This window comes from Natronomonas sp. (genome assembly GCF_046483325.1).
Lineage (GTDB): Archaea > Halobacteriota > Halobacteria > Halobacteriales > Haloarculaceae > Natronomonas.
Map to the genome: position 1 here is coordinate 113,980 of NZ_JAWODL010000041.1, position 22,364 is coordinate 136,343.

A 22,364-nucleotide genomic window follows, 5' to 3' on the forward strand; every position below is an offset into this window, starting at 1 on the left:
ACCGATAGGCCGGTATGGCGCTCGCATTCGACCCATCGGAGTTCGAGTCCGAAGACATCGGCGAACAGTCGGCGACGTTGGAGATGGACCACGAGGCGGCCATCGAACGCGCCCGTGAAACAGCCGAATCGGTCGGCTTGGGTGTCCCCGTCGAGTTCTCCCCCTCCGCGCTGCTCAACGAGAAGGTGGACGCCGACCGCGACCCCTACTACGTGCTGGGCGCGTGCAATCCCGCGGTCGCGGACAAGGCGCTCGACCAATCTCTCAAGCAAGGCGCGCTCTTTCCCTGCAACTTCGTCATCTGGGAGGAAGAGCCGGGAGTCCAGCGCGTCTATCACGTCTCGATCATGAAGATCGGACGCCTTGTCGGGTTGGCTCCCGACACCGACGCGTGGGAGGGAATCGTCGCCGAGACCGGTGAACTGGTCGAGGCGTTTTTCGAGGAGTTGTAGCCCCCAGGACGGAACGCACGACTTTTGAGTCTCGACGGTCAAACTGGGACAACGAATGATCTCGAAGGGCTGTGAACAGTGCGCCGTCGGGGGGAAGATGGTGCTCTTCGTCTACGGGTACTGCGACCAGCGCGACTGTTTTTACTGCCCGCTCGGCGAGAACCGAAAGAACGTCACGCAGGTGTACGCCAACGAGCGGCCCGTCGAGTCCGACGGGGACGTCATCGAGGAGGCCAAACGGATGGAGGCGCTCGGCACCTCGATCACGGGTGGCGAACCACAGGAGGCCATGGAGCGGACCTGTCGGTACCTCAGCCTCCTCAAGAATGAGTTCGGCGAGGACCACCACACCCACCTCTACACGGGGATCACGGGCGGCCGCCGGAACATGCGCCGCCTCGCCGAGGCCGGTCTCGACGAGATTCGCTTTCACCCGCCCTACGAACAGTGGGGCGATCTGCACGGCACCGAGTGGGAGGATATTCTCTATATCGCCCGCGAGGAGGGACTCACGCCCGCCTTCGAGATCCCCGGTATTCGCGCCGAGCCGGAATTTTTGGAGTTCCTCGACGAGGGCGCGGCCGAGTTCTGTAACATCAACGAGTTCGAGATGTCCGACGGGAACTACCGCCGGATGCAAGAGCAGGGCTTCGAACTCAAGGAGAACCACATGTCGGCCGTCGAGGGCTCACACGACGTTCTCGAGGGGATGGGTGACCACGAGCGCGTGTATTTCTGTACGAGCGTGTTCAAGGACGCCGCTCAGCATCGTTCGCGGCTCAAGCGTATGGCGAGAAACATCCGTCGGGAGTTCGACGAGATCACCGACGACGGAACGCTCGTCTACGGGAAGACGTGGGAACCGGAGACTCGGCTGCGGGAACTCGGCGTCCCCGAGGAGTTCTACACGGCCAAATCCGACCACGTCGAGTTGGCGTGGTGGCTCCTCGAAGAGATGATTGAGTCGGGCGACGTCGAGCGCGGCGAGATCGTCGAGCAGTACCCGACCTACGACGGGACGGTCGTCGAGCGGACGCCGCTGGCGTAACTGAGTATCTGCGTGTCCGGTTCTCTACTGCGCCCATCAGAAGCTAGTGAATTCTAACGATGTTTTCGGGAGGCGATTCGTCCGCCTCGATCCCGACGCAAAAATCAGGCCTTGTAGAACTCCTCCGTTGATGATAGGTTTCAGGCGTGTGCTGAATACAGGGCGCGGGCCGTGTTTAGACGCTAGTAATATTGCCTCTATGTCGGGATTTCTAGGAACTGAAGCGAGCACAGTTGGGTGTGCACTCCAAACTGGCCCGCTTCACCGAACGGTGCGTCGAATTATCTCAAAAAGCTGTCGGAAGTGATCCGAAAGAACCTCTCAGGAAAGGAGAAGGTGGCTACGCTGATTGGGTGATTGTGGCGATCCACGGTCTTCGAGAATATATCGATCACTCGTATCGACAGCTGCTAGATGTACTTCGTGAAATGCCTGCTATCGTCGCCAAACTCGGTCTTTCAGTGAATGAGTTGCCGGACTTCACCACCGTTTGTACTCGAAAACAAGATCTCGAAATGCCCGTCTGGCGGATGCTGTTGCAACTGTCAACAGAATTATTTGATGTCGGGGAAGTCCAAGCAATTGACTCCACCAGCATCGCTCATCGCTCGTCGAGCCATAACTACGCAAAGCGCGTCAAAGGGACGTTTGAGTCGGTCAAAACCACTATTCTCGTCGATTGCTCTACGAGAGCTATTCTCGACGTACACTGCTCGATGAACCTACCACATGACACACAGATCGCGTGGCAAATTCTGAAGAGAAACCTCGGTAACGTGGAAACTGTCGTCGCTGACAAAGGGTTTGATTGGGATGAAATCCGGCAGATGCTACGAAACGAGGGAATTAGACCGGTGATCAAGCATCGTGAATTCTACTCGCTCGACGCCGCACACAATGCTCGGATTGATGATGAAACCTACCATCAGCGTTCTATCGTAGAATCGATATTTTTCGCGTTGCGTAAGCGTTTCGGGTCAACACTTAAGACAAAAACGTGGTTTGGACAGTTCCGCGAACTCGTCGTTAAGACCGCCGTCAGAAACATCGAACAATCTTTCAGGACCTGAATCGGATGATTTCGACCGTCTAAACAAGACCCAGGGCGCGATGTTTCAAATGAAACTCCACATGATGAGTGGTTTCGATAAAATACGAAATCAAAGAGAGTAGCTGATTACTTGCCTTTGGTGAGCTTGAGGACGTCCTGTTTCGCCAGGTTCGCCCCAGTCTCGAGGAACGAAGCCAACGTGAACGATTTCGGGAGGACGCCGAGTTGCTGGAGTTGTCCGAGGGCATCCCAAACAGCCCACGCTTCGACGACCTTCCCGTCCTCGAAGCGGTGGACCATGATACCCGGGCTGCTCCCGACGTTGTCCGTCGCGGGAATACCCGCATACTCCCCATCGTGGGTCCCGCTCACGGTAAAGCCGGTCACCCCCGTATCGTCCTCAACGATCATGAACTCGACCGACATCTCGAAGTCCGAAAAGCCCGCATGGGCTTCCCGGATGAACGCCTCGAGGCCGGCCTGATCCACATCGCCGCCCTCAATATCGAACCAGTGCCCTACATATTCCTCGCTGTGCGTCTCCTCGATGAAGTCGTAGTTGTCCCCGTTCCACACTTCGTCGACGAATTCCCGTTCGAATTCTCTGATCTGTTCCTCGGTTTGTGGTACTGTGGCCATGATGGTTCCACCAAGAGTATAATGAACTTCCATAAAGAATTTTATTGCGGTGATTCTCACCCGGGGAGAACTACCGCCCGAGTAGCATCCGAGGGTTGGCTATCGACTCTTTGTTCAGTGCGGCCACGAATGACCGTTGATCGATACACGCTCTCTACGCAGCACGCTAGTCTTGTCTGATTCTGGGGTTCTGAATAAAAACGGTGGGATATCGTTCTAGCATCCGCGTCCGAGCGAAGTGGGGACGCGGTCCTCCGGACACTTTTCAGTCGCGTCCGGCCTTTTTTATCGACGTTCGTTAGAGCTCTGCTCTGACGTAAAAAGGTCGAAAATCGAGATTATGGAGTACAATTAGCAAGGAGTAGCATACGTCGAGCGAAGCGAGACGTTTCACCGGATGCGAGGCCGAAGGCCGAGTATCCGACCTTTTTCATCGACGTTTTTCGAGGGGCGGTTCGCCGCAGGCGAACCCGACGAAGAAAAAGGTCGGACCCACAAGCGTTTAATCGACTGCCGAGCAAGGGGAGGTATGCCCGAATGCCCACTCGCGGACGAGTGCCCCAGTTTTTCCGAACGAATAGAAGGCATGGGCTGTCAACACTACGGCGACCGCGGCGGTGCCGAGTGGTGCTCCCACTACAATCAGCCAATCCGTGATCTCAAACAGCAACCCGTACAGCTCGGCGAGGAGGTCGTCGTCGACGTCGAGGACATCCACGAATCGGGTGCCGGCGTCGGCCGGACCGAGGACGGTTTCATCGTGATGGTCGACGGCGTGTTGCCGGACGCCCGCGCGAAAGTCAAGATCACCGAAGTCCGCTCGAATCACGCCCGTGCCGACGAAGTCGAACGACTCCCGATGGAGGACGAAGAGACCGACGAGGAGGCCGACGAGGACGACGGGGACGGGGCCGCTGGGGAACCCGACGACCGAAGCGACCGTGAGAAGGCTCTCGACCGCGGGCGGTTGGGAAGCCGTGAGAACTTCTGGGGCAACTAGCGACGGGTGCTGCGAGTGTGTTACAGTCGATGCTCCGGGCGGTGTGATATCCGATGACGATTCCCGATGCCGACGAGCTGCTCGACCGAGCCGGGTTCGACGCGGAGACGAACGTGTTGACGCGTCGGCAGGCGGAAGTGCTCGCGCTCCGCGAGCGCGACATTCCGCAGGCCGAGATCGCCGAGGCGCTCGGTACCTCGAGGGCGAACGTCTCGAGCGTCGAATCGAGCGCGCGCGAAAATATCGCCAAGGCAAAAGAGACCGTCGCGTTCGCCGAGGCGCTGACGGCGCCCGTTCGGCTAACCGTCGAGTCCGGCACCGATCTCTACGACGTGCCGAACAAGGTCTACTCCGCCTGCGACGACGCCGAGGTAAAGGTGAATCGGACGGCGCCGGAGCTCATGAAACTCATCGGCGATGCAGCCGGCGACGCGATCGTCGGCCGGGAGGTCAGACGCGATGTGACGGTGACCGTTACGCACGACGGGCGGGTGACCGTGCGAACGTAGTCTCGACGGCCGGATTTTTATACGATACGCCGCCCTGTGGCCGGTATGGATCTGAGAATCGAGGGTAACGCGGCGTTGGTTACAGCTGGAACCGCCGGACTCGGTCTCGCGAGCGCCGAGGCGCTGGCGGGTGCGGGGTGCGACGTCGCCGTCTGCGGCCGCAGTAGCGAGCGACTCGAAGATGCCGAAAAACGGCTTGATGCCGCCGGCCCCGGCGAGGTGCTCGCGATACGGGCTGACATCACGAATCCCGACGACATCGTCTCGTTCGTCGAGGAGACGATCGATGGTTTCGGTCGCCTCGACCACGTCGTCACGAGCGCCGGCGGCCCCCCGCCGGGGCCGTTCCTCGACACCGACGACGAGGACTGGTACGACGCCTACGATCTCCTCGTGATGAGCGTGGTACGAACCGTTCGAGCCGCCCAGCAGACGCTCGTGGCCGACGGCGGCGGGACGATCGTGACGATCACCTCCCGGAGCGTCAAGGAGGTCATCGACGATCTCGTGCTCTCGAACGCGGTTCGACGAGCGGTGCTCGGATTGACGAAGACGCTCGCCGACGAGTTCGCTCCCGAGATCAGGGTCAACAGCGTGTTGCCGGGCGCCCACGAGACGGATCGAATCGAGGAACTGATTCGTGATGGCGTCGAGCGAGGCGAGTACGAGGCGTACGATGAGGGTCTCGGCGAGTGGTCGGCGGGAGTTCCGCTCGACCGCGTCGGCGATCCCGGCGAACTCGGCGACACCGTCGCCTGGCTGTCGAGCGGGCGCGCCTCATTCATCAACGGCGTCGCAGTTCCGGTCGACGGCGGGTCGATGCGGGGGATCTGACTCCGCTACGGCGTCGTATCGGCGATTACGACGCCGAAAACCGACGGCGTGGTTACTCCGGCGGTGGATCGGATCGCAGCGACTCGACGTCATATCATCGAAACCTTCCGAAGGGATCGCTGATCGCGAGCACGTACGCGGGAATCGAGATGAGTGCAACGAAGAGCAACAGCGCGAGCAGGCTCCGGGACCGCTCGGAGCCGATGAACTGGTCGCCGTAGACGATGATGAAAAACAACACCAACGCTCCCAAAGCGACCGCCAGACTGGCGCCGACGGTGAAGCCGATCGTGACCAGAAGCCATCGGACGCGACCGCTGTTCGGGGTCCCCGGCCGATCGCGATCGGAATCGTTCATTCGTGATTCGTTCAACGGTTCGTGGCCTCCGTTACCACGTTTCGATTCGATTCTCGCGGATGTCCTCGACGCAGCCCTGACAGTCCGGATGCTCGGGATCGTAACACGACGGTCGGGCGTCCGAATCGAGCGAAACGGCTCGCTTTTCGGCGTAGCGTCGACAGACGATCCGCGCTCGTCCCTCCCCGTCGGTCGGGAGGTTCGCGAGTGTCGCACTTTTCGCGTCGGTGTAGGCGCGTTTCGTCTCCTCGTACTGTCTTCCGACCGCGTGGAGTTTCGTTCGGAGGAGACGCTCGAGACGACGACGGTTGCTCACGCAGCCGGCTACGGACGCGAGGGTAATAGGAATACTCCCCGTCGACCCGTCCACCACGTGTCGTCACCTCGTCGTCCAGCTTCACTTTCACCGCGCTACCGACGGCTTTTATACTATCAGGAACCAACCGACGTACGTCTCCCACTGAAAACACGAGGAGACGGAAACACCCATGACAGACCTGCGAGAGCACGCAGCCGACGTACACGAACAGTTCTCCGACAGCCTCGATGTCACGATCGACGAGATCGAAGACCGACTCGAGACGCTCGTCTCCGAGTACCGCGTCCCGGTCGACGAGGCCCGACGAAGCATCGTCTCGTCGTATCTCGACGAGGCCGACATGGACCGAGACGACCTCTCGGGCGGTTCGACCCAGTCGGCCGCCGTCGCCGACATCGACGCGCCCGAGGAGTGGCTCGATCTCACAGCCAAGATCGTCGATCTCTGGGAACCGGGCGCCGACTCGATCGCACAGGTCGGCCTCCTCGGCGACGAGACCGGCACGATCAAGTTCACCAAGTGGGCGAAGAGCGACCTCCCCGAACTCGACGAAGGTGCGGTCTACCGGCTCGGAAGCGTCGTCACAGACGAGTACCAAGGCCGGTTCTCGGTGAAACTCAACGCCTCGACGACGGTCGAGGAACTCGACACCGACATCGACGTCGGCGACGACTCGACCGAGGTCGAGGGCGCGCTCGTCGACATTCAGTCCGGTTCCGGACTCATCAAACGCTGTCCCGAGGAGGACTGTACCCGCGTCCTCCAGAACGGCCGGTGTTCGGAACACGGTGAAGTCGAGGGCGAGTTCGACCTCCGGATCAAGGGCGTTCTCGACGACGGCGTCGAGATTCACGAGACGATCTTCAACCAGGAGTCGACCGAGGAGTTGACCGGTATCACCCTCGACGAGGCCCAGCAGATGGCCATGGACGCCCTCGACACCGAGGTCGTCGTCGAGGAGATGCGCGAGACAGTGTTGGGCCGCTATTACCGCGTTTCCGGGCCGACCCTCGGCCGCTACGTACTGGCGAACGACATCGAGCGACTCGGCGCGCCGACGGACGCCGAGAGCGTGCTGATCAGAGCGAGGTCCCTGTAATGAGTGCATCCGTCCCCACCCGCGAGGTCGCCCGACGCGTCTTCGCGACCGAATTCAACGACGCAACGTACACGTTCAAAGAGTCCGACGACGACCGTGCCCCGGTCTACTCGCTGTTGCCGACCGGCCAGCGGGCCAACCGGGTCTTCGTCGCCGGAACGCTGACCGAAACCGAGGACGTCGGCAACGACTCCGAGTACTGGCGCGGCCGGATCGTCGATCCGACCGGGACCTTCTTCACCTACGCTGGCCAGTACCAGCCCGAGGCGACGTCGGTGCTCCGAGAGACGGAGACGCCGGCGTACGTGACAGTCGTCGGGAAGCCGCGGACCTACGAAACTGACGAGGGCGACGTGAACGTCTCCCTCCGTCCCGAATCGATATCCGTGGTCGACGACGTAACGCGGAACCGCTGGGTCGTCGAGACCGCGGATCGAACGCTCGATCGCATCGAGGCGTTCGACGGGACCAACGAGTACGCCACCATGGCCGAAACCCAGTACGGGTCGGACCTGTCGGTGTACCGCGATGGCGTCATCACGGCGCTCGAGGATCTCGAACCCGACGCCGAAGTCGCTCCGGAACCGTAGCTCCTCCCGTCTCCCGTTTCGGGTTAGAAGCCGAACGCCGATAACGCCGCGAACATCACGTCGCCGAACGTCAACGCGACGACGAGGCCGGCCAACATCGGGACAATAAACGGGATGCCGGGCGTGATCCAGATCGACTCGCGATCCGATTCGGCGAGCGTCGAGAGCCCCTCACGGAGTTCATCGGACGTGGTTCCGTACGCCGAGTGTTCGGCGAGGAACGCCTCTGCGCCCCACGAGTCGTCGGTGACCGACTCGACGGGGCCGTCGTCGGCTATCGCCTCGCCACCGAGGGAGCCGTCGCCCGGATCGTTCGGCTCGACCGGCACCGTCCCTCGGTACCGCTGTGGATCGGCGCGAAGCGCCGAAAAGGAGATCCCACGCCACCTGAGATACATCCGTAGCGCGTCGATGTCGAGCCCACCGCGCGTGAATCCGGTCGACGTCTCCAGCAGTCGCCCGTACGCCGTCGGCACGTCGTGTAGCGAGACGGGATGGCCGACGAACATCGCGGGCGTGAATCTCCCTTCGGGGAGGTTTCGAACCGCGAGCGCGACCGGGTACAGGAGGCCGACGAGCACCGTGTTCGAGAGGATCGTGAACGAGAACACCCCGAGCGGCGCATCGTACACCGGATATGCGCCGCCGAGCGCGTAGTATGTCGGATACACCGGAAACAACACGGCGAGGGTGATGATCGCCTTCGCGTCCGCACCGCCGAAACCGCCGATCCGCCAGAAGACGTAGCCGAGCGGTGCGACGAAGCCCAGCGAGACGATCGCCTGTATGGCGAACAGCCGTCGCTGGATGCCGGTGAGGTCCGCGAGCGTTAGCAGGTCCCAGACCAGCGCGACCACGCCGACGGCGACGAGGGGATACCACGTCCAGTTCGGTACCCGGCGGGTTCGAAGGTCGCGGTAAGCGGCCCACGCGAAGACGGGGACAGCGAGCAAGCGTAGTAGGTCGGGGCCCGTCGTGACCCCGAACAGCACTGACGCGGACACGCTCGACAGTGCGTTCAGGTTCATTATAAACGCCCGTGATCACTCACGACACGGAACGGCGGGGTGAACGGCCGCGTCGGGCGACGGGTTCGGCCGCCTGTCAGACGATCTCCACCGGAAGCGGCGGGGATACCCACTGCGTCTCGCCGTCAGAGCGGAGCTCCAAGCGCACCTCGTCGGTCCCGACCGCTTCGCCCACGATTTCGACTCGATCGCCGTCGACAGTCATCGTGACCGGTCCATCCGGGGTTCCTCCGGCCGGTACGGCCCGTTGGGAATACGCGCTGTCGGGATCGAGCGGTCTCTCCTTGGTCCCTTCGAGGAGGACTCGCGTTCGGCCCACTAGGGACTCGCCGGCGTCGAGTTCGAGCGGTGACTGGTGCCACTGGGGGTCTCGACACTGTGCCAGTGAACGTATGTGATACGGGTGTCGTCGGCAAATCTCGTCCGTGCGTCGAACTCGGGATCGACGAACTCGATCGGGAACGCGGAGCTGAGATATCGCTCCCCGACGCGGAGGTCCGGGTCCGGTTCATCGGATTCAGCGTCTTCGTCGTCGGTCGGATTCCCGCCCCGCCACCGACTCCCGAACAGTCGGTCACGGGCGCGTCCGCGACAGTCACCGCCCCAACCGAGCAGGCATCGTCGCGTGAGCGGTCCCTCGATCACTGTTGTGCTGTCGTTTGTGAGGCAACTCGGCCTACGTTTGCGCGGAGTGGCGACCTCGCACACGACCGGTCGCCACTCGCGGATTCCACGCCGAATCGTCACTCGGCCTCACAGATTGCGAGGAAGTTCTCGAACACTTCCTCCCCACGCTCGGTGTGTGCGACTTCCGGATGCCACTGGACGCCGTAGAGATCTCGGTCCGTGTCGCTCATTGCCTCGACACCGCAGATGTCGCTTTTTGCGGTTCGGACGAAACCGTTCGGGAGTTCTTTCACCTCGTCAGCGTGGCTGGCCCACACTCGCGTCTCCGGTGCGAGCGATCCGACGAGCGGATCGGTCTCGTCTTCGATTTCGACGGTCACGTCGGCGTAGCCGCCGTAGTCGCCGGCATCCACCAGGCCGCCGAGTTCGGCGGCGATGAGTTGCATTCCGAGACAGATCCCGAGGACGGGAACGTCTCGGTCGAGATACTCGGCGGAGCGGCCGATTCGATCCATGTCCGGACCGCCCGAGAGGACGATCCCGTCGGCGTCGACGTCCGCTGGTGGAGTCTCGTTATCGAGGAGCTCCGTATCGACACCGAGATCGCGTAGCGCGCGGTGTTCGAGGTGGGTGAACTGCCCGTGGTTGTCGACCACGACGATTCGAGTCATTGGGTGTTCGTATCGGGTGGGTGGATAAAAAGGGTCTGATACGGCGATTCGGCGTTATTCGGCGTTCGATCGGGTTTCACGGCGACGCCGAACGTCGGCGCGCTGGTCCGGGATGAGATCGAGCGACGCGTCGACGTCACCGAGGACGAACAGCGCGTAGTATCGCAGATACGCCACCACGGGCACCTGGACGAGGAGCCAGAGAACGAACAACGCGAGCACGAACAACAGCACGACGCCGACGAACGCGACGGTCACGATCGTCGAGGAAAACGAGACGGTGACGGAGAGCAAGACGCCGAGGATGGCCACGGGAATCACTAGCCCGATCGCCGCCAGTCCCACGGCGAGCGAGGCGGCGATCCCGGCCGCGATCGACAGTACAAATACGATGACGGCGTACACGAAATACTGCTTCGGCTCCGCTTTGATCGAACCCCAGAGGAGCCGCCAACCGGCGAGGACGCCGCCGTCCGTTTTGATCATGATCGGAACGACGAACGCGGTCGTAAACGACGCGACGAGCGCGTACAGCAGACTGATGAGAAAGAGGAACGGGATCCCGAGAAAAAACAGCATCCCAAACGTGGCGATCGGGTCGATCCCTCGGTACACGATCGGGACGAACAGCAGCGCCATCCAACCGACGACTACTCCCACCACCGGGAGACCGATGACTAACCGAAAGCCGAACAGGCGGAGTCCCTGTCGCCACCGACGACTCCAGTATCGCCGGACCGTCACCTCGCGCGTTCGGAGCGACTCGACGAAGACGAACTCCATGATCGCTCCGACGAGGGCAAAAAGCAGCGCGAGCAGGATGATCGTCCCGACGATTCCGCCGATCAGTAACCAATCATCCGGGGAGACGGTCGGCAGTTCCCCACCGGTCGGTTGGTCGACCCCGCTGGACGCGTCGAACTGGACGGTCGGCAAACTCATTCCGCTCCCAACGAACAGGACGACGAACGCGAGTTTCAGCCAGCGGCGGAGCTCGAACGGGAGGAGGAACTCGCGCGTGGCGGTAAACGCATCACCGATGTCTTCGATGGCGTGGAGGGCCATATCGGGGAATGACCGACGAATGACATATGCGTTTGGATGGTTCTCAGTGGGCGGACACGACCGGCGCGACGAGGTGGAGCGGTAGGTACAAACGGCGTCCACCCCGATGGCCGACAATGGCCGACACCGAGCGCCTGTGGCTCGTCGCCCGCGAGTACGGTGACGAGTCGCTCGTCGAACTCGTGTACGCGACCCCCGACGGGGAACGCTGCGTCGTCAAACACTTCAGCATCCAACTGCTCCGGGCGAAGGACATCACCGCCGCGATCGAGGTCGAATCCGATCGGCTCGAATCGGTCGGCGACTCTGACACACGCGAACGGTACGCCGTGGAGGTCGAACGCGCCCGAGACCGGCACGACCCGGACGACGTCGTCTGATCGCCCTAGAGACGCATTCGCACGGCTCGCCCGAGCCTCAAGGCATATAAGACGTCGGGCGGAACCGGGAGACGATATGGCCGCCATCGAACTCGACGGCGTCGAGAAGTCGTTCGGCGACGTGCGGGCGCTCCGCGGCGTCGATCTCGAAGTCGAAGACGGTGAGATATTCGGCTTTCTCGGCCCCAACGGCGCGGGAAAGTCCACGACGATCAACATACTATTGGACTTCGTTCGTCCCGACGGAGGGTCGGTTCGCGTGCTCGGTCGCGACGCCCGCGAGGACAGCGTCGCGGTTCGGGAGCGAACCGGCGTCCTTCCCGAGGGGTTCGACCTGTACGATCGACTGACCGCGCGCGAACACGTCCAGTTCGCCATCGACTCGAAGGAGTCCGACGAACAACCGTACCCGCTCTTGGAGCGCGTCGGACTCGAGGACGCCGCCGATCGGAAGGCCGGCGGGTTCTCGACGGGGATGCGCCAACGGCTCGCGCTGGCGATGGCGCTCGTCGGCGATCCGGACTTACTGATCCTCGACGAGCCGTCCTCGGGACTCGATCCTAACGGCGCCCGGGAACTTCGAGAGATCGTCGAGGATGAGGCCGAGGGCGGCGCGACCGTCTTCTTTTCGAGCCACATCCTCGGGCAGGTCGAGGCGATCTGTGACCGCGTCGGGATTATTCGTGACGGCGAACTTGTCGCCGTCGACACGATCGACGGGCTCAGGGAGAACGTCGGCAGCGGCTCGACGCTCGTCGTCGAGGTCGACTCGGTCCCCGAGGACGCGGCCCACCGGTTGAAAAGCCTCGACGGCGTTTCCGACGTCACTGTCGACGGGACGACGCTTCGCATCTCCTGTGAGGACGACGTCAAGATGGACGCCGTCTCCGAACTCGAGGACGCTGGGGCGGACGTCTCGGACTTCTCGACGGAGGAGGCGTCACTTGAGGACCTTTTCGCCGCCTACACGGAGGGTGACCGATGAGCTGGCTCGCCGTCGCGAAGAAGGACTTCTCGGATGCGATCCGATCGCGGCTGATGCTCGCCGTCGCCGTGATCTTCGTCGCGTTCACCGGCGGCGGCATCGCGCTGGGATCGGCGTTCGGCATCGAAAGCGGCGCGGTCGTCGTTCTCATCCTCCAAGTGCTCTTGAGCGGGATGAGCATCTTCATTCCCCTGATCGCCATCGGGATCGCCTACCAGTCGATCGCGGGCGAACGACAGAGCGGGAGCCTGAAGCTCCTGCTCTCGTTGCCGAACTCGCGGCTCGACGTGGTCGTCGGCAAGTTCCTCGGTCGGTTGGGCGTGTTGGGCGTCGCCGTCGTCATTGGCTTCGTATCGATGCTGCTCGCGACCGCGATCACCTTCGACGGCGACGTTCAGGCCGACGTCATTCTCACGTTCATGCTCGCGGTGTTGCTCTTGACGATCGTCTTCGTCAGCATCGCCGTGAGCGTCTCGGCGTTCTCGGAGTCGACGTTCTCCGCGGCGATCGGCGGGTTCGGGCTCTTCGTTGTCTTTCAGTTCGCCTGGGGTGGACTCGTCTTTCTGTTGCGGTACGTCGCCAACGGCTTCGAGACGCCCTCGTTCGGCTCGCAACCCCCCGAATGGGCGCAGGTGCTGGTCGTGGTGAATCCGATGACTGGCTGGCAGCAGGCGACAGCGTGGCTCCTCCGCCGCGTTTCCGAGCAAGAGACGACACAGGAGGCAGCCGATGCCTTCTACCTCGAACCGTGGTTCGGATTCGTCGTCTTAGCGTTCTGGATCGTCGTCCCGCTCGTCGTCGGGTACCTCCGGTTCGAATCGGTCGATCTGTAGCGGCCCACATCTTCGCACACACCACCGCGGAAAAACGGCCGTCCGTCACCCGTCGAACGATCGTCTGACAACAGTTTCACTCCGCTTCCCTCTTGCGATTTTACTTTCGCTCTGCATGCACGGGTTTTATGATACCTCCAGCCTTCAGATCGGTTGCACACGCTCCTTCCCTTTTGTCGACGTTACCCGCGTAGCCGGCGGCCTTCGCGGCTCGGGCGGAGTCCCGGAAGGCATACCACACCCGCGCCGGTAGATCGGATATGATCGACCTCGCTGACGTGACGGCGGCCAGAGAGCGCGTCGCCGAGACGGCCCGCGAGACGCCGCTGAAACGCTCGAACACCTTCTCGAATCGAACCGGTGCGGATATCCGACTCAAACTGGAGCACCTCCAGCGAACCGGCTCGTTCAAGATCCGCGGTGCGACGAACAAGATCACCCTCCTGAGCGAAGACGAGCGCGAGGCGGGCGTCGTCGCCGCGAGCGCCGGTAATCACGCGCAGGGTGTCGCTCTCGCGGCGACGAAAACCGGCGTCGATTCGACGATCGTGATGCCCGAGTACGCCCCGATCTCGAAGATCGACGCCACGCGCTCGTACGGGGCGACGGTCGAACTCCACGGAGTCGACTACGATGCGGCCGCCGAACGCGCCCACGAGATCGAGCGCGAGGAGAATCGAACGTTCGTTCACGCCTTCGACGATCCGGCGGTGATGGCCGGGCAGGGGACGATCGGCCTCGAGATCGCCGAACAGTGCCCGGAGGTGGATACGGTCGTCGTCCCGATCGGCGGCGGCGGACTCATCGCCGGCATCGCCACCGCCATCACGGAACTGACCGACGCCCGCGTGATCGGAGTGCAGGCCGAGGGCGCCGCGAGCGCCGCTCGGTCGCTCGAAATTGGCCGTGTCGTCGAGCGCGAGTCAGTCGATACGATCGCCGACGGTATCGCGACCAGGAAGATCGGCGAATCGACCTTCGAGGTGATCAAAGAACGCGTCGACGAGGTCGTCACGGTCACCGACCCTGAGATCGCGAACGCGCTCACGTCGCTTTTGGAGCGCTCGAAGACGCTGGTCGAGGGTGCGGGTGCCGTTTCGCTCGCGGCCGTCATCGAACGCCGCTTCGAGTACGACGAGGGCGAGACGATCGTCCCCGCCCTCTGCGGCGGGAACATCGACCTCAACGTGCTCACGACGGTCATCACCCGCGGTCTCGTCGAGCGCGGTCGCTTCCTCCGCGTGAAGACCGTGCTGAAGGACCGGCCGGGGGCGCTCGAAGAACTCGTCGAACTGCTCACGGAGTACCGGACGAACATCCACGCCATCGAACATGACCGCGCCTCGAAGGACATCGCGATGAACGCCGCCGAGGTCGAACTCGACCTCGAAACCCGCGGCCACGAGCACGTCGCGGAGCTGTTGGGCGAACTCGAGGAGCGGGGCTACGAGGTCGAGATCGTCTCCTGACCGGCGTTCACCCCGACCGACGCTCATTCGAGCCATTCGAGGAACGTCCCGTTTATCAGCGTCTCCGACTGCGCGTCGATGTAATCCGATTGCATCCCCCAGATCGCCTGCGCGAACGGCTCGCCCTCCTCCATCCGCGCTTTGACCCGATCATGTTTCCACCGGGCGGGCGTCATCCGTCGGTCGACGCGCTCTCTGAGCGGCTGGATGTAGCGGTTCGCCTCCTCGGCGTCGAGCCCCCGGAGTTCGAGTCCGTCGCGGGCGAGTTCGAACAGCTCGGCGTACAGTTCGTCCGTATCCCCCGTCTCAGCCCCGTCGGCGGTGATCCACGACAGCTCCGCCGAGAGACCGTCGCGAACCGCGGCGTAGAAGTTCTCCCGTGCCACTTCCCACGATTGTTGGTAGACGGGGTGTTCGCGTCGGGGTAGACTTTCGAGGAGGCCAGCGAACACCGCCAAAAGCGAGCTCGTCCCCCGAACGGTCGGCTGTCCCGGGAGCGGACGGAACTCGATGCGGGCGTTGGCGTTCGTCCGCGTCGAGCCGCCGAACACCGGGCGAACCCACCGCCAGAAGCTCCCGTGTTTGTGTCGGAAGTGGGCGAACTCGTCGTCGAAGCGCCCCTCCGGTTCGAGCTCAGCCGGAACGACTGTCTCGTCGCTCGCGATCCGGTCGAGCGCCTCGTCGATGCCGTCGATGTCCTCCGGGAACGTCACCTTCTTTGTGTCCCCGGGATTGAGCACCGACTCGAACACCGGAACCCGGTTTTCCATCCAGCACTCCCCGAGCACCGTCTCTCCATCGGCGTCGTAGAGGTCGGGCGGGAAGAACGGGGAATTCACCGCGATGGCAAGCAGTGGTCCGGCGGCTCGAAGGGCGTATCGGAAGTACTCCGGAAGATCGTGGGCGTGTGAGACCTGATAGTGCGGCTGGATCGACGTGATGAGACTCTCGGGCATCACGGTGTCGGCCGACAGCGAGACGTGCGGCGCGTCGAGCCGTAACTCGGCGGCGTAGTCGGTGTTCGCCATCGCGTGGTACCGCACCGCCCGTGACATGTTCGTCGCCATCCGGATCCCGTCCTGTTCGATGCTGTCGGTCAGGTACTCCGCAGCGGTCTCGCCGATCGGCGGCACCGTCCACAGCCCGTCGCTGACGAGCGTCATTCCCTCACGGGCGACTTCCCGCTGTGCCGCGTTGAGCTTCGCTTGCACTTCTGCTTCCTGTGCGCGAAGCCCGTACGGCGACAGCGGCTGAGGCGCAGTCGAGAGTTCGGCGTTGTGCAGGCCGAGTTCCTTCTCGAAGCCGATGTATTCGAGCAACCGGCGCGGAACCCGCATGAGCGCGTCCGTTTCGGCGTCGACGGCGTAGAACTCGTATTCCAGCCCGACGATCGCCTGCGGGTTGTCGAACGTGCCCTCTTCGATCTCCTCGCGTAGCGACGCCGTTTCGGCTTCGACCCGCGACGCGAACGCCTCTGGGTCGATATCGAGCGCCTCCACGATCTGCGCCGCGAGCTCGGAAGCGGACATGTCCGTCTTTGCGTGCGGTGGGGTTTTGAAACGTGTGAATCCCGGTCATCGTTTCCCGGTCAAAACATGCTCGCGAAGAGGACATAACAGAACAGCAACGAGAGCAGACCCACACCCGTCGCGTAGTAGGCGAGCGGGAGGAGGTTGAGACGCATGACGCGGCCCTCCTGGCCGACGAGGCCGACGGTCGCGAGCGCGGCGACGACGTTGTGGATGGCGATCAGGTTTCCGATCGCCCCGCCGACCGCCTGCGCTCCGACGATGAGGGTTCTCGGCACGCCGACGTTCTCCGCCGCGACGAACTGGAACGGCCCGAAGGTGATGTTCGAGACGGTGTTCGATCCCACGACGGCCGCCCCGAGCGCACCGACGAACGCGGCGACGAACGGGTAGACCGGTCCGACGATTCCAGCCGTCGCCCGCGCGAGTACGACGATCATGCTGTCGACGTTCTCGGCGTGTGCGCCCGACTGCAGCATGACGTGCGCCATCGCCAACACGAACACCAGGGCGACGAGCGGCGATCGGAGGTTCCGCGACGCTTCCCGCCACGCTTCCGCGACCTGCGCCGTCGACATCCCGAACAACGGAATCGCGATGAGCGCGCTGATCAGCAGCCACGTCCCGGGCAGGTACGCGACGCCGATACCGTTTTGCAACCCGGTTCCGAGTATCGAGGTCCACTGGAATCCGAACGGGCCGATCGTGATCTCACCGACGCTCGTGTTAATCGTCCCGATAGCCAACGAGACCGTCGTGCCCAACAGCTCGACGGTCTCGCCTCGGAGGAACTGCGCGATCGGGTCGACGCTCCTCGTGACGACCAGCAACCCGACGAGCAGGACGTACGGCGTCCACGCACGCATCGGGGAGATCGCGTACTCGCTCGGAATGACGCCGCGGGCGTCCGCCGGGCGGATCGTGCCGACCCAGTGGTCGGGCCACTCCTCCTCCGGCGGGAACTCCCAGCGCGTCTCGGGTTCGAAATAGCCCGCACGGAGCGCGGCGACGACGACAGCACCGCCGATCATCGAGCCGAGAAGCGCCGGGAACTCGGCGCTAATCCGCGCCGAGAGCCAGTAGGGGATTCCGAACGCGATCCCCGAAAACAGACACAGCGGCGCGACCTCCCAGGCCGGTTCGAGTGAGCGCTCCTCGCCGCCGAAGAAATAAACCACCATCCCGACCGCGAAAAGCGGCATCACGAAGCCGACCAGAAGGTGGTACGTCGCCGCCCAGCGGGCGACTTCGATCGCGAACTCCGTCGTCGTCGCGCCGTCGGCCTCGATCGTCGCTCGGATCGACGAGACGCTCGACATGGGCTCGCCGATCCCGACGATGATCGGCGTTCCGACCGCGCCGTACGTCACGGCGATGACGTGGCCGATCAGTGCCGCCACGACGGCGGCGAGCGCGGGGAAGCCGAGCGCCAAGAGGAGCGGGGCGACGACGGCTGCGGGGGTGCCGAAGCCGGCCGCCCCCTCGATGAACGTCGCGAGGAAAAATGCGACCAACACGACCTGTACCCGTCGATCCTCGCTTATGTCGGCGAAGCTCCGATTGAGGGTGTCGAACGCGCCGGATCTGAGCATCGTATAGAGCAACACGAGCGCCGCGAAGACAATAAAGAGGATCTGCATCGCGGTAATGACTCCCTCGACGGTCGCCGCGAGCAGCCACACCGGGGGGACGCCCCAGACGGTGTAGCCGATGACGACGGCGCTGACCCAAGCGATCGGCATCACGCGCGCCGCAGGCCACAGAAACCCGACCAGGAGGAGACCAACGACGACGAGCGGGAGCGCCGCGAAGAACACAGCGAGCGCCGAGTTCATCGTCGACCCATCACGGATACCGTGGCCGTCCCCGACCGATTCGGAGGTCTACGGCGTGGTGTCGCCCCGACGCCGACGACGGGAGTGGCCGACGCTCGGGGCTGGTGTGGTCTGCCGATCGTTCCCGCCGGCTCTCGCTCATTTCCTGCCGTCTCCCCCTGTGCGTCGGAGCGTTATAATCCCCGGGGGCTACCGGGAGACGCCGCCACGGTTCGACAAAGGGATTATACCGTCGCCGGACCTGCCATCGGTCATGGCATCCGAGCGCGAACGAAACGCGAACGGGGAATTCACCGATCGGATACCCGCCGACGCCGCGCTCGACGCGTTCGACGCGCGCGAGGACGCCGCCCGTCCGCTCACCGCCGCCGACGTGATGGAGGCGCTCGATTGCTCGCGGCGGACGGCACACAACAAACTCAACGCCCTCGTCGACGAAGGGTCGCTCCAAACGCGCAAAGTCGGTGCGCGCGGACGCGTCTGGTGGCGGCCCATCCCCGCGGGAACCCTCGGCGACTCGACCGCTGCCGACGCACCGAACGGCCGACCGACCGACCGCTCATCCGAGGTTCGACGCGCCATCGAAGACGCCGATCTACCGGGGTCGGGAACGACGCTCCAAGCCCGTCGGGAAGCGCTCACTGCCGCCTACGAGTATCTCACCAGCCACCCGAGCGCGACGAAATCCGACTTCCTCGACGAGGTGTATCCGGATTACCCCGCGAACTTCGAAACGCCCGAGGGGTGGTGGAACGCGATCCAACCCGCGTTGAAGCAGCTCCCGGCAGTCGACCCGCCGGAGGAACGCGGTCACCTGTGGCAGTTCTTGGGTGGCGATCGATTCACGCCGACGCTCGGCTAACTCCGCTCACTGCGTGACCGCTTCGGCGACGAGTTCGATCGGCGTCGGCGGCTCCTCGGAGACGCCCTCACGGTTGTGTAACTGCGTTCGGCAGGACGCCCCGGGGGCGACGACCCGATCGGCGGCGCTGTCGTCGAGTTGGCCGTAGAGGATGTTCGCGATCGCGTCGCTCATCGAGCCGTGTTCGGTCTCGTAGCCGAACGAGCCGGCCATTCCACAACAGCCGGAATCGAGCGGATCCACCTCGTATCCGGCTCGTCGGAGGACCCCGACGGCGTGGTGATCCTTGGCGGTCGCCTTCTGGTGGCAGTGGCCGTGGTAGACGAGCGATTCGCCGTCGGTCTCGAACGAGAGGTTCCGGTCGAGACCGAACGTATCGATGTACTCACAGACGCCGTAGGTGTTCTCGGCGACGGCTTCTACCACGTCGCCGGAGCGGAGATCGAGGTAATCCGATTGGAACATGACCGCGTCGGAGGGTTCGACGACGACGACGTCGTAGCCGTCGGTGACGAGCGGGCTCAACACGTCGAGGTTGTCGAGCGCGGTTTGCTTCGCCGTGTCGATGAATCCCTTCGAAAAGGCCGGTCGGCCCGTATCTCCGATCCCGTCGGGGACCGTCACTGCGACACCGGCCGCCTCCAGCGTTTCGACCGCCGCCTCTCCGGCGGCCGGATTACAGTAGTTCGTGATCGTGTCCGGGTACAACGCAGCCCACCGGACGGGGTCGTCGCCGTCGGCCGCCGCCACGGCTCTCGCGATCGACCCCGTCTCGCCGCCGCGCTCCTCGAACCGGTTGCGGAACGTCTTCCGGTGGAACTCCGGAAGCGGCCGGTTCGGCTCGATCCCGAGGGTTCGTTCGAGCAGCGTTCGCGCGCCCGGGAGCGACGAAGCGGCGTTGGCGATCGGCGCGACCGCGCTGCCGAGTCTCGCCGCCGTCTCGAAGTTCGCGAAGAGTCGATCGCGGAGCGCGGGCCCGTGTCGCTCGTGGTGTTCGTGGGCCACTTCGGCTTTCAGCTTCGCCATGTCGACGCCGCTCGGACAGTCGATCTTACAGCCCTTGCAGCCGACGCAGAGATCCAAGACTTCGGATTTGAACTCCTCGGTGAACGCCTCCTCGGGATCGAGCTTCCCGCTCATCGCTTCCCGGAGGGCGTTCGCCCGTCCCCGGGTGCTCGTGATCTCCTCCTCCGCGGCGCGATACGTCGGGCACATCACGCCGCCGGTGGTCGATTGCTCGCCGCGACAGCCGCCGCAGCCGTGACAGAGCTCGATCATCCCCTGCATGCCGTTTTCGTTCTCCCAGTTGAGTTCGGGGTCGAATCCCGATTCGAAGCCGTACTCCGGGCCGAATCGGTGATTCTCGGTCATGTCCGTCGGGTCTTCTTCTCGGAACACGACCTGTCCGGGATTCAACAGCCACCCGGGGTCGAACGCCGTCTTCAGGTCCTGGAACGTCTCCCAGATCTCGTCGCCGTAGAGCTTGTGGTTCCACTGGGTTCTGGCTCGACCGTCGCCGTGTTCGCCCGAGACCGATCCGTCGTACTCGACGACGAGGTCCGTGGCCGCGTCGGCGATCGACTCCATCATCTCCAGTCCCTCGGCCGTCTTGGTGTTCACCAGTGGGCGGATGTGTAACACGCCGGGGCCTGCGTGAGCGTAGAAACTGGCGTAGGTGTCGTGCTCGTCGAGCATCGCCTGAAAGTCGGCGACGAAGCCGGGCAGATTTTCCGGTGGGATCGCGGTGTCCTCGATGAACGCGACGTGCTTCTCGTCGGTCGTCCGACTCAAGAGGATCGGCAGCCCCGACTTTCGAAGTTTCCACACTTTCGCTCTGCTATCCTCGTCGTAGGCTTCGATGGCGTCGAACGCCCGCCGTTGCGCGCCGGTGTCGGGCACCTCGTCGACCGGTTCGCTCGCCGATTCGTACTCCGGAAGGCGATCCGCGAGCAGCGTGGCGATCTTCCGCTCGGCCTCGCGTTGGTCTTCGGCGTAGAACTCGACGATGAGGACGGCGCCGGTTCCGGCCGGGAGCATCTCCGTGACGGGGGCGAACTCCGGCGTCTCGCGGGCCAGATCGAGCAACACGTCGTCGATAACCTCCGTCGCCGCCGGATCGTGTTCGACGATCGGCGAGACGTCCCCCATCGCGTCGCCGACCGAATCGTACGCGAGCAACACCATCCCCTTCGTTTCTGGAATCGGCTCCAGCGATACCGTCGCCTCGGTGACGATCGCGAGCGTCCCCTCGCTGCCGCAGAGCAGTTTCGCGACGTTGATCATCCCGCCTTCAGCGTTCGGTTCGCCGACGCCGCGGACCGCGCCGTGGGCATCTTCGACGAGCCAATCGAGGTTGTATCCCGAGACGTTTCGCTTCAGGTCCGGATACCGCTCCTCGATCAGATCGCCCTTCTCGTCGACGATCCGGGCGATCTCGTCGTAGATCGCCGCTTCGAGGTCGTCACCGTCGGCGAGTTCGGGGAGTTCGTCGAGTTCGACTTCACCGAACGTCGTGACGGTGCCGTCCGCCAACACCGCCTCGACCGATTCGACGTACGCGTCCGTCTTGCCGTACTGCAGCGAGTGTGCGCCCGTCGAGTTGTTTCCGATCGCACCGCCCAATGCGCTCTTATCGCCCCACGCCGGATCGGGAGCGAACTTCAGGCCGTGTTGTTCGATCGCCTCGTTGAGCGTTCCAAGGTAGATACCGGGCTGTGCCGTCGCCGTCCCGGCGTCGATATCCGTCGACAAGAGAGTCTTCATATATCGGCTAAAATCGAGGACGACGGCTTCGTTGACGGTCTGTCCCGCGAGACTCGTACCGCCACCGCGAGGGAGCACCGGAATCCCGCGCTCGGCACAGTAGGAGACGGTCGCCGCGACGTCGCCGGTCGATTTCGGGAAGACGACGCCGATCGGCGTCACCTCGTAGATGCTGGCGTCGGTCGCGTACAGTGACCGCGAGTACGAATCGAATCGAACGTCGCCGTCGGTGACGCGTTCGAGGCCACGGAGCAAGTCCGGGCGTTCGACCTCATCGTCGCGATAATCGTAGCGAGCCCGTCGGTCATCGGCCGGATTACCGTCGACGCTCGTGCGCACGTGTTTCGACATGGTCTGACCACGGAGTGTAGGGTAATCAGCGTGGCGACAAAGGAGGAGGTACCGAAACCGACCGCAG

The 22,364-nt window shown here is 63.5% G+C and carries 24 protein-coding genes; 13 read left to right on the plus strand and 11 right to left on the minus strand.

The genetic code is table 11. From position 1 onward, the window contains the following. Positions 1–14: 14 nt before the first annotated feature. The 3 genes from R6U53_RS12230 (at position 15) to R6U53_RS12240 (ending at position 2,570) form a co-directional block, all read left to right on the plus strand. On the plus strand, positions 15–452 hold the full coding sequence (locus R6U53_RS12230; protein ID WP_410322643.1) for a DUF302 domain-containing protein: 438 nt from the start codon (positions 15–17) through the stop codon (positions 450–452). Between the two features lie 55 nt (positions 453–507). Further along, on the plus strand, positions 508–1,500 hold the full coding sequence (locus R6U53_RS12235) for a radical SAM protein (RefSeq protein WP_410322644.1): 993 nt from the start codon (positions 508–510) through the stop codon (positions 1,498–1,500). A 239-nt stretch (positions 1,501–1,739) separates the two neighbouring features. Further along, on the plus strand, positions 1,740–2,570 hold the full coding sequence (locus tag R6U53_RS12240; RefSeq protein WP_410322645.1) for an IS5 family transposase: 831 nt from the start codon (positions 1,740–1,742) through the stop codon (positions 2,568–2,570). Positions 2,571–2,677: 107 nt separating this feature from the next. Here R6U53_RS12240 and R6U53_RS12245 read toward each other — a convergent pair whose 3' ends face one another. Beyond that, positions 2,678–3,190, minus strand: coding sequence for an ester cyclase (locus R6U53_RS12245; RefSeq protein WP_410322646.1), 513 nt, complete (start codon positions 3,188–3,190; stop codon positions 2,678–2,680). 529 nt (positions 3,191–3,719) lie between these two features. On the opposite strand from R6U53_RS12245, the gene R6U53_RS12250 reads away from it, so the two are divergent. The 3 genes from R6U53_RS12250 to R6U53_RS12260 are packed head-to-tail and all read left to right on the plus strand — an operon-like array spanning position 3,720 to position 5,533. Then, positions 3,720–4,190: a TRAM domain-containing protein gene (locus R6U53_RS12250; protein WP_410322647.1), complete on the plus strand. Its 471-nt coding sequence runs from the start codon at positions 3,720–3,722 to the stop codon at positions 4,188–4,190. A gap of 53 nt (positions 4,191–4,243) precedes the next feature. Beyond that, on the plus strand, positions 4,244–4,699 hold the full coding sequence (locus R6U53_RS12255; RefSeq protein ID WP_410322648.1) for a Tfx family DNA-binding protein: 456 nt from the start codon (positions 4,244–4,246) through the stop codon (positions 4,697–4,699). A 45-nt stretch (positions 4,700–4,744) separates the two neighbouring features. Continuing rightward, positions 4,745–5,533, plus strand: coding sequence for an SDR family oxidoreductase (locus tag R6U53_RS12260; RefSeq protein ID WP_410322649.1), 789 nt, complete (start codon positions 4,745–4,747; stop codon positions 5,531–5,533). A gap of 94 nt (positions 5,534–5,627) precedes the next feature. Here the strand turns inward: R6U53_RS12260 and R6U53_RS12265 are convergent, their stop codons facing one another. Both R6U53_RS12265 and R6U53_RS12270 read right to left on the minus strand, forming a co-directional pair. Then, positions 5,628–5,891: a hypothetical protein gene (locus R6U53_RS12265; protein ID WP_410322650.1), complete on the minus strand. Its 264-nt coding sequence runs from the start codon at positions 5,889–5,891 to the stop codon at positions 5,628–5,630. 31 nt (positions 5,892–5,922) lie between these two features. After that, positions 5,923–6,207: a hypothetical protein gene (locus R6U53_RS12270; protein ID WP_410322651.1), complete on the minus strand. Its 285-nt coding sequence runs from the start codon at positions 6,205–6,207 to the stop codon at positions 5,923–5,925. A gap of 172 nt (positions 6,208–6,379) precedes the next feature. Between R6U53_RS12270 and R6U53_RS12275 the strand changes: the two genes are divergently transcribed. Beyond that, positions 6,380–7,309, plus strand: coding sequence for a replication factor A (locus tag R6U53_RS12275; protein ID WP_410322652.1), 930 nt, complete (start codon positions 6,380–6,382; stop codon positions 7,307–7,309). Next, positions 7,309–7,899: an RPA family protein gene (locus R6U53_RS12280; RefSeq protein WP_410322653.1), complete on the plus strand. Its 591-nt coding sequence runs from the start codon at positions 7,309–7,311 to the stop codon at positions 7,897–7,899. The genes R6U53_RS12275 and R6U53_RS12280 overlap by 1 nt, the downstream gene beginning before the upstream one ends. Positions 7,900–7,922: 23 nt before the next feature. Here the strand turns inward: R6U53_RS12280 and R6U53_RS12285 are convergent, their stop codons facing one another. From R6U53_RS12285 to R6U53_RS12305, 5 genes are all read right to left on the minus strand, one after another. Next, positions 7,923–8,927, minus strand: coding sequence for an A24 family peptidase C-terminal domain-containing protein (locus R6U53_RS12285; protein WP_410322654.1), 1,005 nt, complete (start codon positions 8,925–8,927; stop codon positions 7,923–7,925). A 76-nt stretch (positions 8,928–9,003) separates the two neighbouring features. Beyond that, positions 9,004–9,132: a hypothetical protein gene (locus tag R6U53_RS12290; RefSeq protein ID WP_410322655.1), complete on the minus strand. Its 129-nt coding sequence runs from the start codon at positions 9,130–9,132 to the stop codon at positions 9,004–9,006. Between the two features lie 113 nt (positions 9,133–9,245). Then, positions 9,246–9,572, minus strand: a complete 327-nt coding sequence (locus R6U53_RS12295) for a hypothetical protein (protein WP_410322656.1) — start codon at positions 9,570–9,572, stop codon at positions 9,246–9,248. Positions 9,573–9,670: 98 nt separating this feature from the next. After that, complete coding sequence (locus R6U53_RS12300; RefSeq protein WP_410322657.1) at positions 9,671–10,225, minus strand: GMP synthase subunit A; 555 nt, start codon at positions 10,223–10,225, stop codon at positions 9,671–9,673. A gap of 54 nt (positions 10,226–10,279) precedes the next feature. Beyond that, positions 10,280–11,290 carry a hypothetical protein gene (locus R6U53_RS12305; RefSeq protein WP_410322658.1) on the minus strand — a complete coding sequence of 337 codons (1,011 nt, stop codon included), beginning with the start codon at positions 11,288–11,290 and terminating at the stop codon, positions 10,280–10,282. A 116-nt stretch (positions 11,291–11,406) separates the two neighbouring features. On the opposite strand from R6U53_RS12305, the gene R6U53_RS12310 reads away from it, so the two are divergent. The 4 genes from R6U53_RS12310 to ilvA all read left to right on the plus strand — a co-directional run bounded on the left by R6U53_RS12310 (position 11,407) and on the right by ilvA (position 14,957). Then, positions 11,407–11,670 carry a hypothetical protein gene (locus tag R6U53_RS12310; protein ID WP_410322659.1) on the plus strand — a complete coding sequence of 88 codons (264 nt, stop codon included), beginning with the start codon at positions 11,407–11,409 and terminating at the stop codon, positions 11,668–11,670. 76 nt (positions 11,671–11,746) lie between these two features. Beyond that, positions 11,747–12,655, plus strand: a complete 909-nt coding sequence (locus tag R6U53_RS12315; protein ID WP_410322660.1) for an ATP-binding cassette domain-containing protein — start codon at positions 11,747–11,749, stop codon at positions 12,653–12,655. Continuing rightward, on the plus strand, positions 12,652–13,488 hold the full coding sequence (locus R6U53_RS12320; RefSeq protein WP_410322661.1) for an ABC transporter permease subunit: 837 nt from the start codon (positions 12,652–12,654) through the stop codon (positions 13,486–13,488). Before R6U53_RS12315 ends, R6U53_RS12320 begins: the two co-directional genes overlap by 4 nt. Positions 13,489–13,748: 260 nt before the next feature. Then, positions 13,749–14,957 (plus strand): threonine ammonia-lyase, encoded by a 1,209-nt coding sequence (gene ilvA / locus R6U53_RS12325; protein WP_410322662.1) that lies wholly within the window; start codon positions 13,749–13,751, stop codon positions 14,955–14,957. 23 nt (positions 14,958–14,980) lie between these two features. Here ilvA and R6U53_RS12330 read toward each other — a convergent pair whose 3' ends face one another. Continuing rightward, positions 14,981–16,486 (minus strand): hypothetical protein, encoded by a 1,506-nt coding sequence (locus tag R6U53_RS12330; RefSeq protein ID WP_410322663.1) that lies wholly within the window; start codon positions 16,484–16,486, stop codon positions 14,981–14,983. 59 nt (positions 16,487–16,545) lie between these two features. Beyond that, positions 16,546–18,321, minus strand: a complete 1,776-nt coding sequence (locus R6U53_RS12335; RefSeq protein WP_410322664.1) for an L-lactate permease — start codon at positions 18,319–18,321, stop codon at positions 16,546–16,548. A 253-nt stretch (positions 18,322–18,574) separates the two neighbouring features. On the opposite strand from R6U53_RS12335, the gene R6U53_RS12340 reads away from it, so the two are divergent. Further along, entirely contained in the window at positions 18,575–19,183 is a 609-nt protein-coding gene (locus tag R6U53_RS12340; RefSeq protein WP_410322665.1) for an ArsR family transcriptional regulator, read from the plus strand. Positions 19,184–19,189: 6 nt separating this feature from the next. Here R6U53_RS12340 and R6U53_RS12345 read toward each other — a convergent pair whose 3' ends face one another. Further along, on the minus strand, positions 19,190–22,297 hold the full coding sequence (locus tag R6U53_RS12345; protein WP_410322666.1) for an FAD-binding and (Fe-S)-binding domain-containing protein: 3,108 nt from the start codon (positions 22,295–22,297) through the stop codon (positions 19,190–19,192). Positions 22,298–22,364 lie beyond the last annotated feature (67 nt).

What these genes read in the sequence shown, in the direction of transcription:
- R6U53_RS12275 (WP_410322652.1), top strand. Translation starts at nt 6,380, where the DNA reads ATGACAGACCTGCGAGAGCACGCAGCCGACGTACACGAACAGTTCTCC.
- R6U53_RS12305 (WP_410322658.1), bottom strand. Translation starts at nt 11,290, where the DNA reads ATGGCCCTCCACGCCATCGAAGACATCGGTGATGCGTTTACCGCCACG.
- R6U53_RS12315 (WP_410322660.1), top strand. Translation starts at nt 11,747, where the DNA reads ATGGCCGCCATCGAACTCGACGGCGTCGAGAAGTCGTTCGGCGACGTG.
- ilvA (WP_410322662.1), top strand. Translation starts at nt 13,749, where the DNA reads ATGATCGACCTCGCTGACGTGACGGCGGCCAGAGAGCGCGTCGCCGAG.
- R6U53_RS12310 (WP_410322659.1), top strand. Translation starts at nt 11,407, where the DNA reads ATGGCCGACACCGAGCGCCTGTGGCTCGTCGCCCGCGAGTACGGTGAC.
- R6U53_RS12340 (WP_410322665.1), top strand. Translation starts at nt 18,575, where the DNA reads ATGGCATCCGAGCGCGAACGAAACGCGAACGGGGAATTCACCGATCGG.
- R6U53_RS12285 (WP_410322654.1), bottom strand. Translation starts at nt 8,927, where the DNA reads ATGAACCTGAACGCACTGTCGAGCGTGTCCGCGTCAGTGCTGTTCGGG.
- R6U53_RS12245 (WP_410322646.1), bottom strand. Translation starts at nt 3,190, where the DNA reads ATGGCCACAGTACCACAAACCGAGGAACAGATCAGAGAATTCGAACGG.
- R6U53_RS12235 (WP_410322644.1), top strand. Translation starts at nt 508, where the DNA reads ATGATCTCGAAGGGCTGTGAACAGTGCGCCGTCGGGGGGAAGATGGTG.
- R6U53_RS12260 (WP_410322649.1), top strand. Translation starts at nt 4,745, where the DNA reads ATGGATCTGAGAATCGAGGGTAACGCGGCGTTGGTTACAGCTGGAACC.
- R6U53_RS12290 (WP_410322655.1), bottom strand. Translation starts at nt 9,132, where the DNA reads ATGACTGTCGACGGCGATCGAGTCGAAATCGTGGGCGAAGCGGTCGGG.
- R6U53_RS12255 (WP_410322648.1), top strand. Translation starts at nt 4,244, where the DNA reads ATGACGATTCCCGATGCCGACGAGCTGCTCGACCGAGCCGGGTTCGAC.
- R6U53_RS12335 (WP_410322664.1), bottom strand. Translation starts at nt 18,321, where the DNA reads ATGAACTCGGCGCTCGCTGTGTTCTTCGCGGCGCTCCCGCTCGTCGTC.
- R6U53_RS12345 (WP_410322666.1), bottom strand. Translation starts at nt 22,297, where the DNA reads ATGTCGAAACACGTGCGCACGAGCGTCGACGGTAATCCGGCCGATGAC.
- R6U53_RS12280 (WP_410322653.1), top strand. Translation starts at nt 7,309, where the DNA reads ATGAGTGCATCCGTCCCCACCCGCGAGGTCGCCCGACGCGTCTTCGCG.
- R6U53_RS12330 (WP_410322663.1), bottom strand. Translation starts at nt 16,486, where the DNA reads ATGTCCGCTTCCGAGCTCGCGGCGCAGATCGTGGAGGCGCTCGATATC.
- R6U53_RS12230 (WP_410322643.1), top strand. Translation starts at nt 15, where the DNA reads ATGGCGCTCGCATTCGACCCATCGGAGTTCGAGTCCGAAGACATCGGC.
- R6U53_RS12250 (WP_410322647.1), top strand. Translation starts at nt 3,720, where the DNA reads ATGCCCGAATGCCCACTCGCGGACGAGTGCCCCAGTTTTTCCGAACGA.
- R6U53_RS12300 (WP_410322657.1), bottom strand. Translation starts at nt 10,225, where the DNA reads ATGACTCGAATCGTCGTGGTCGACAACCACGGGCAGTTCACCCACCTC.
- R6U53_RS12320 (WP_410322661.1), top strand. Translation starts at nt 12,652, where the DNA reads ATGAGCTGGCTCGCCGTCGCGAAGAAGGACTTCTCGGATGCGATCCGA.
- R6U53_RS12265 (WP_410322650.1), bottom strand. Translation starts at nt 5,891, where the DNA reads ATGAACGATTCCGATCGCGATCGGCCGGGGACCCCGAACAGCGGTCGC.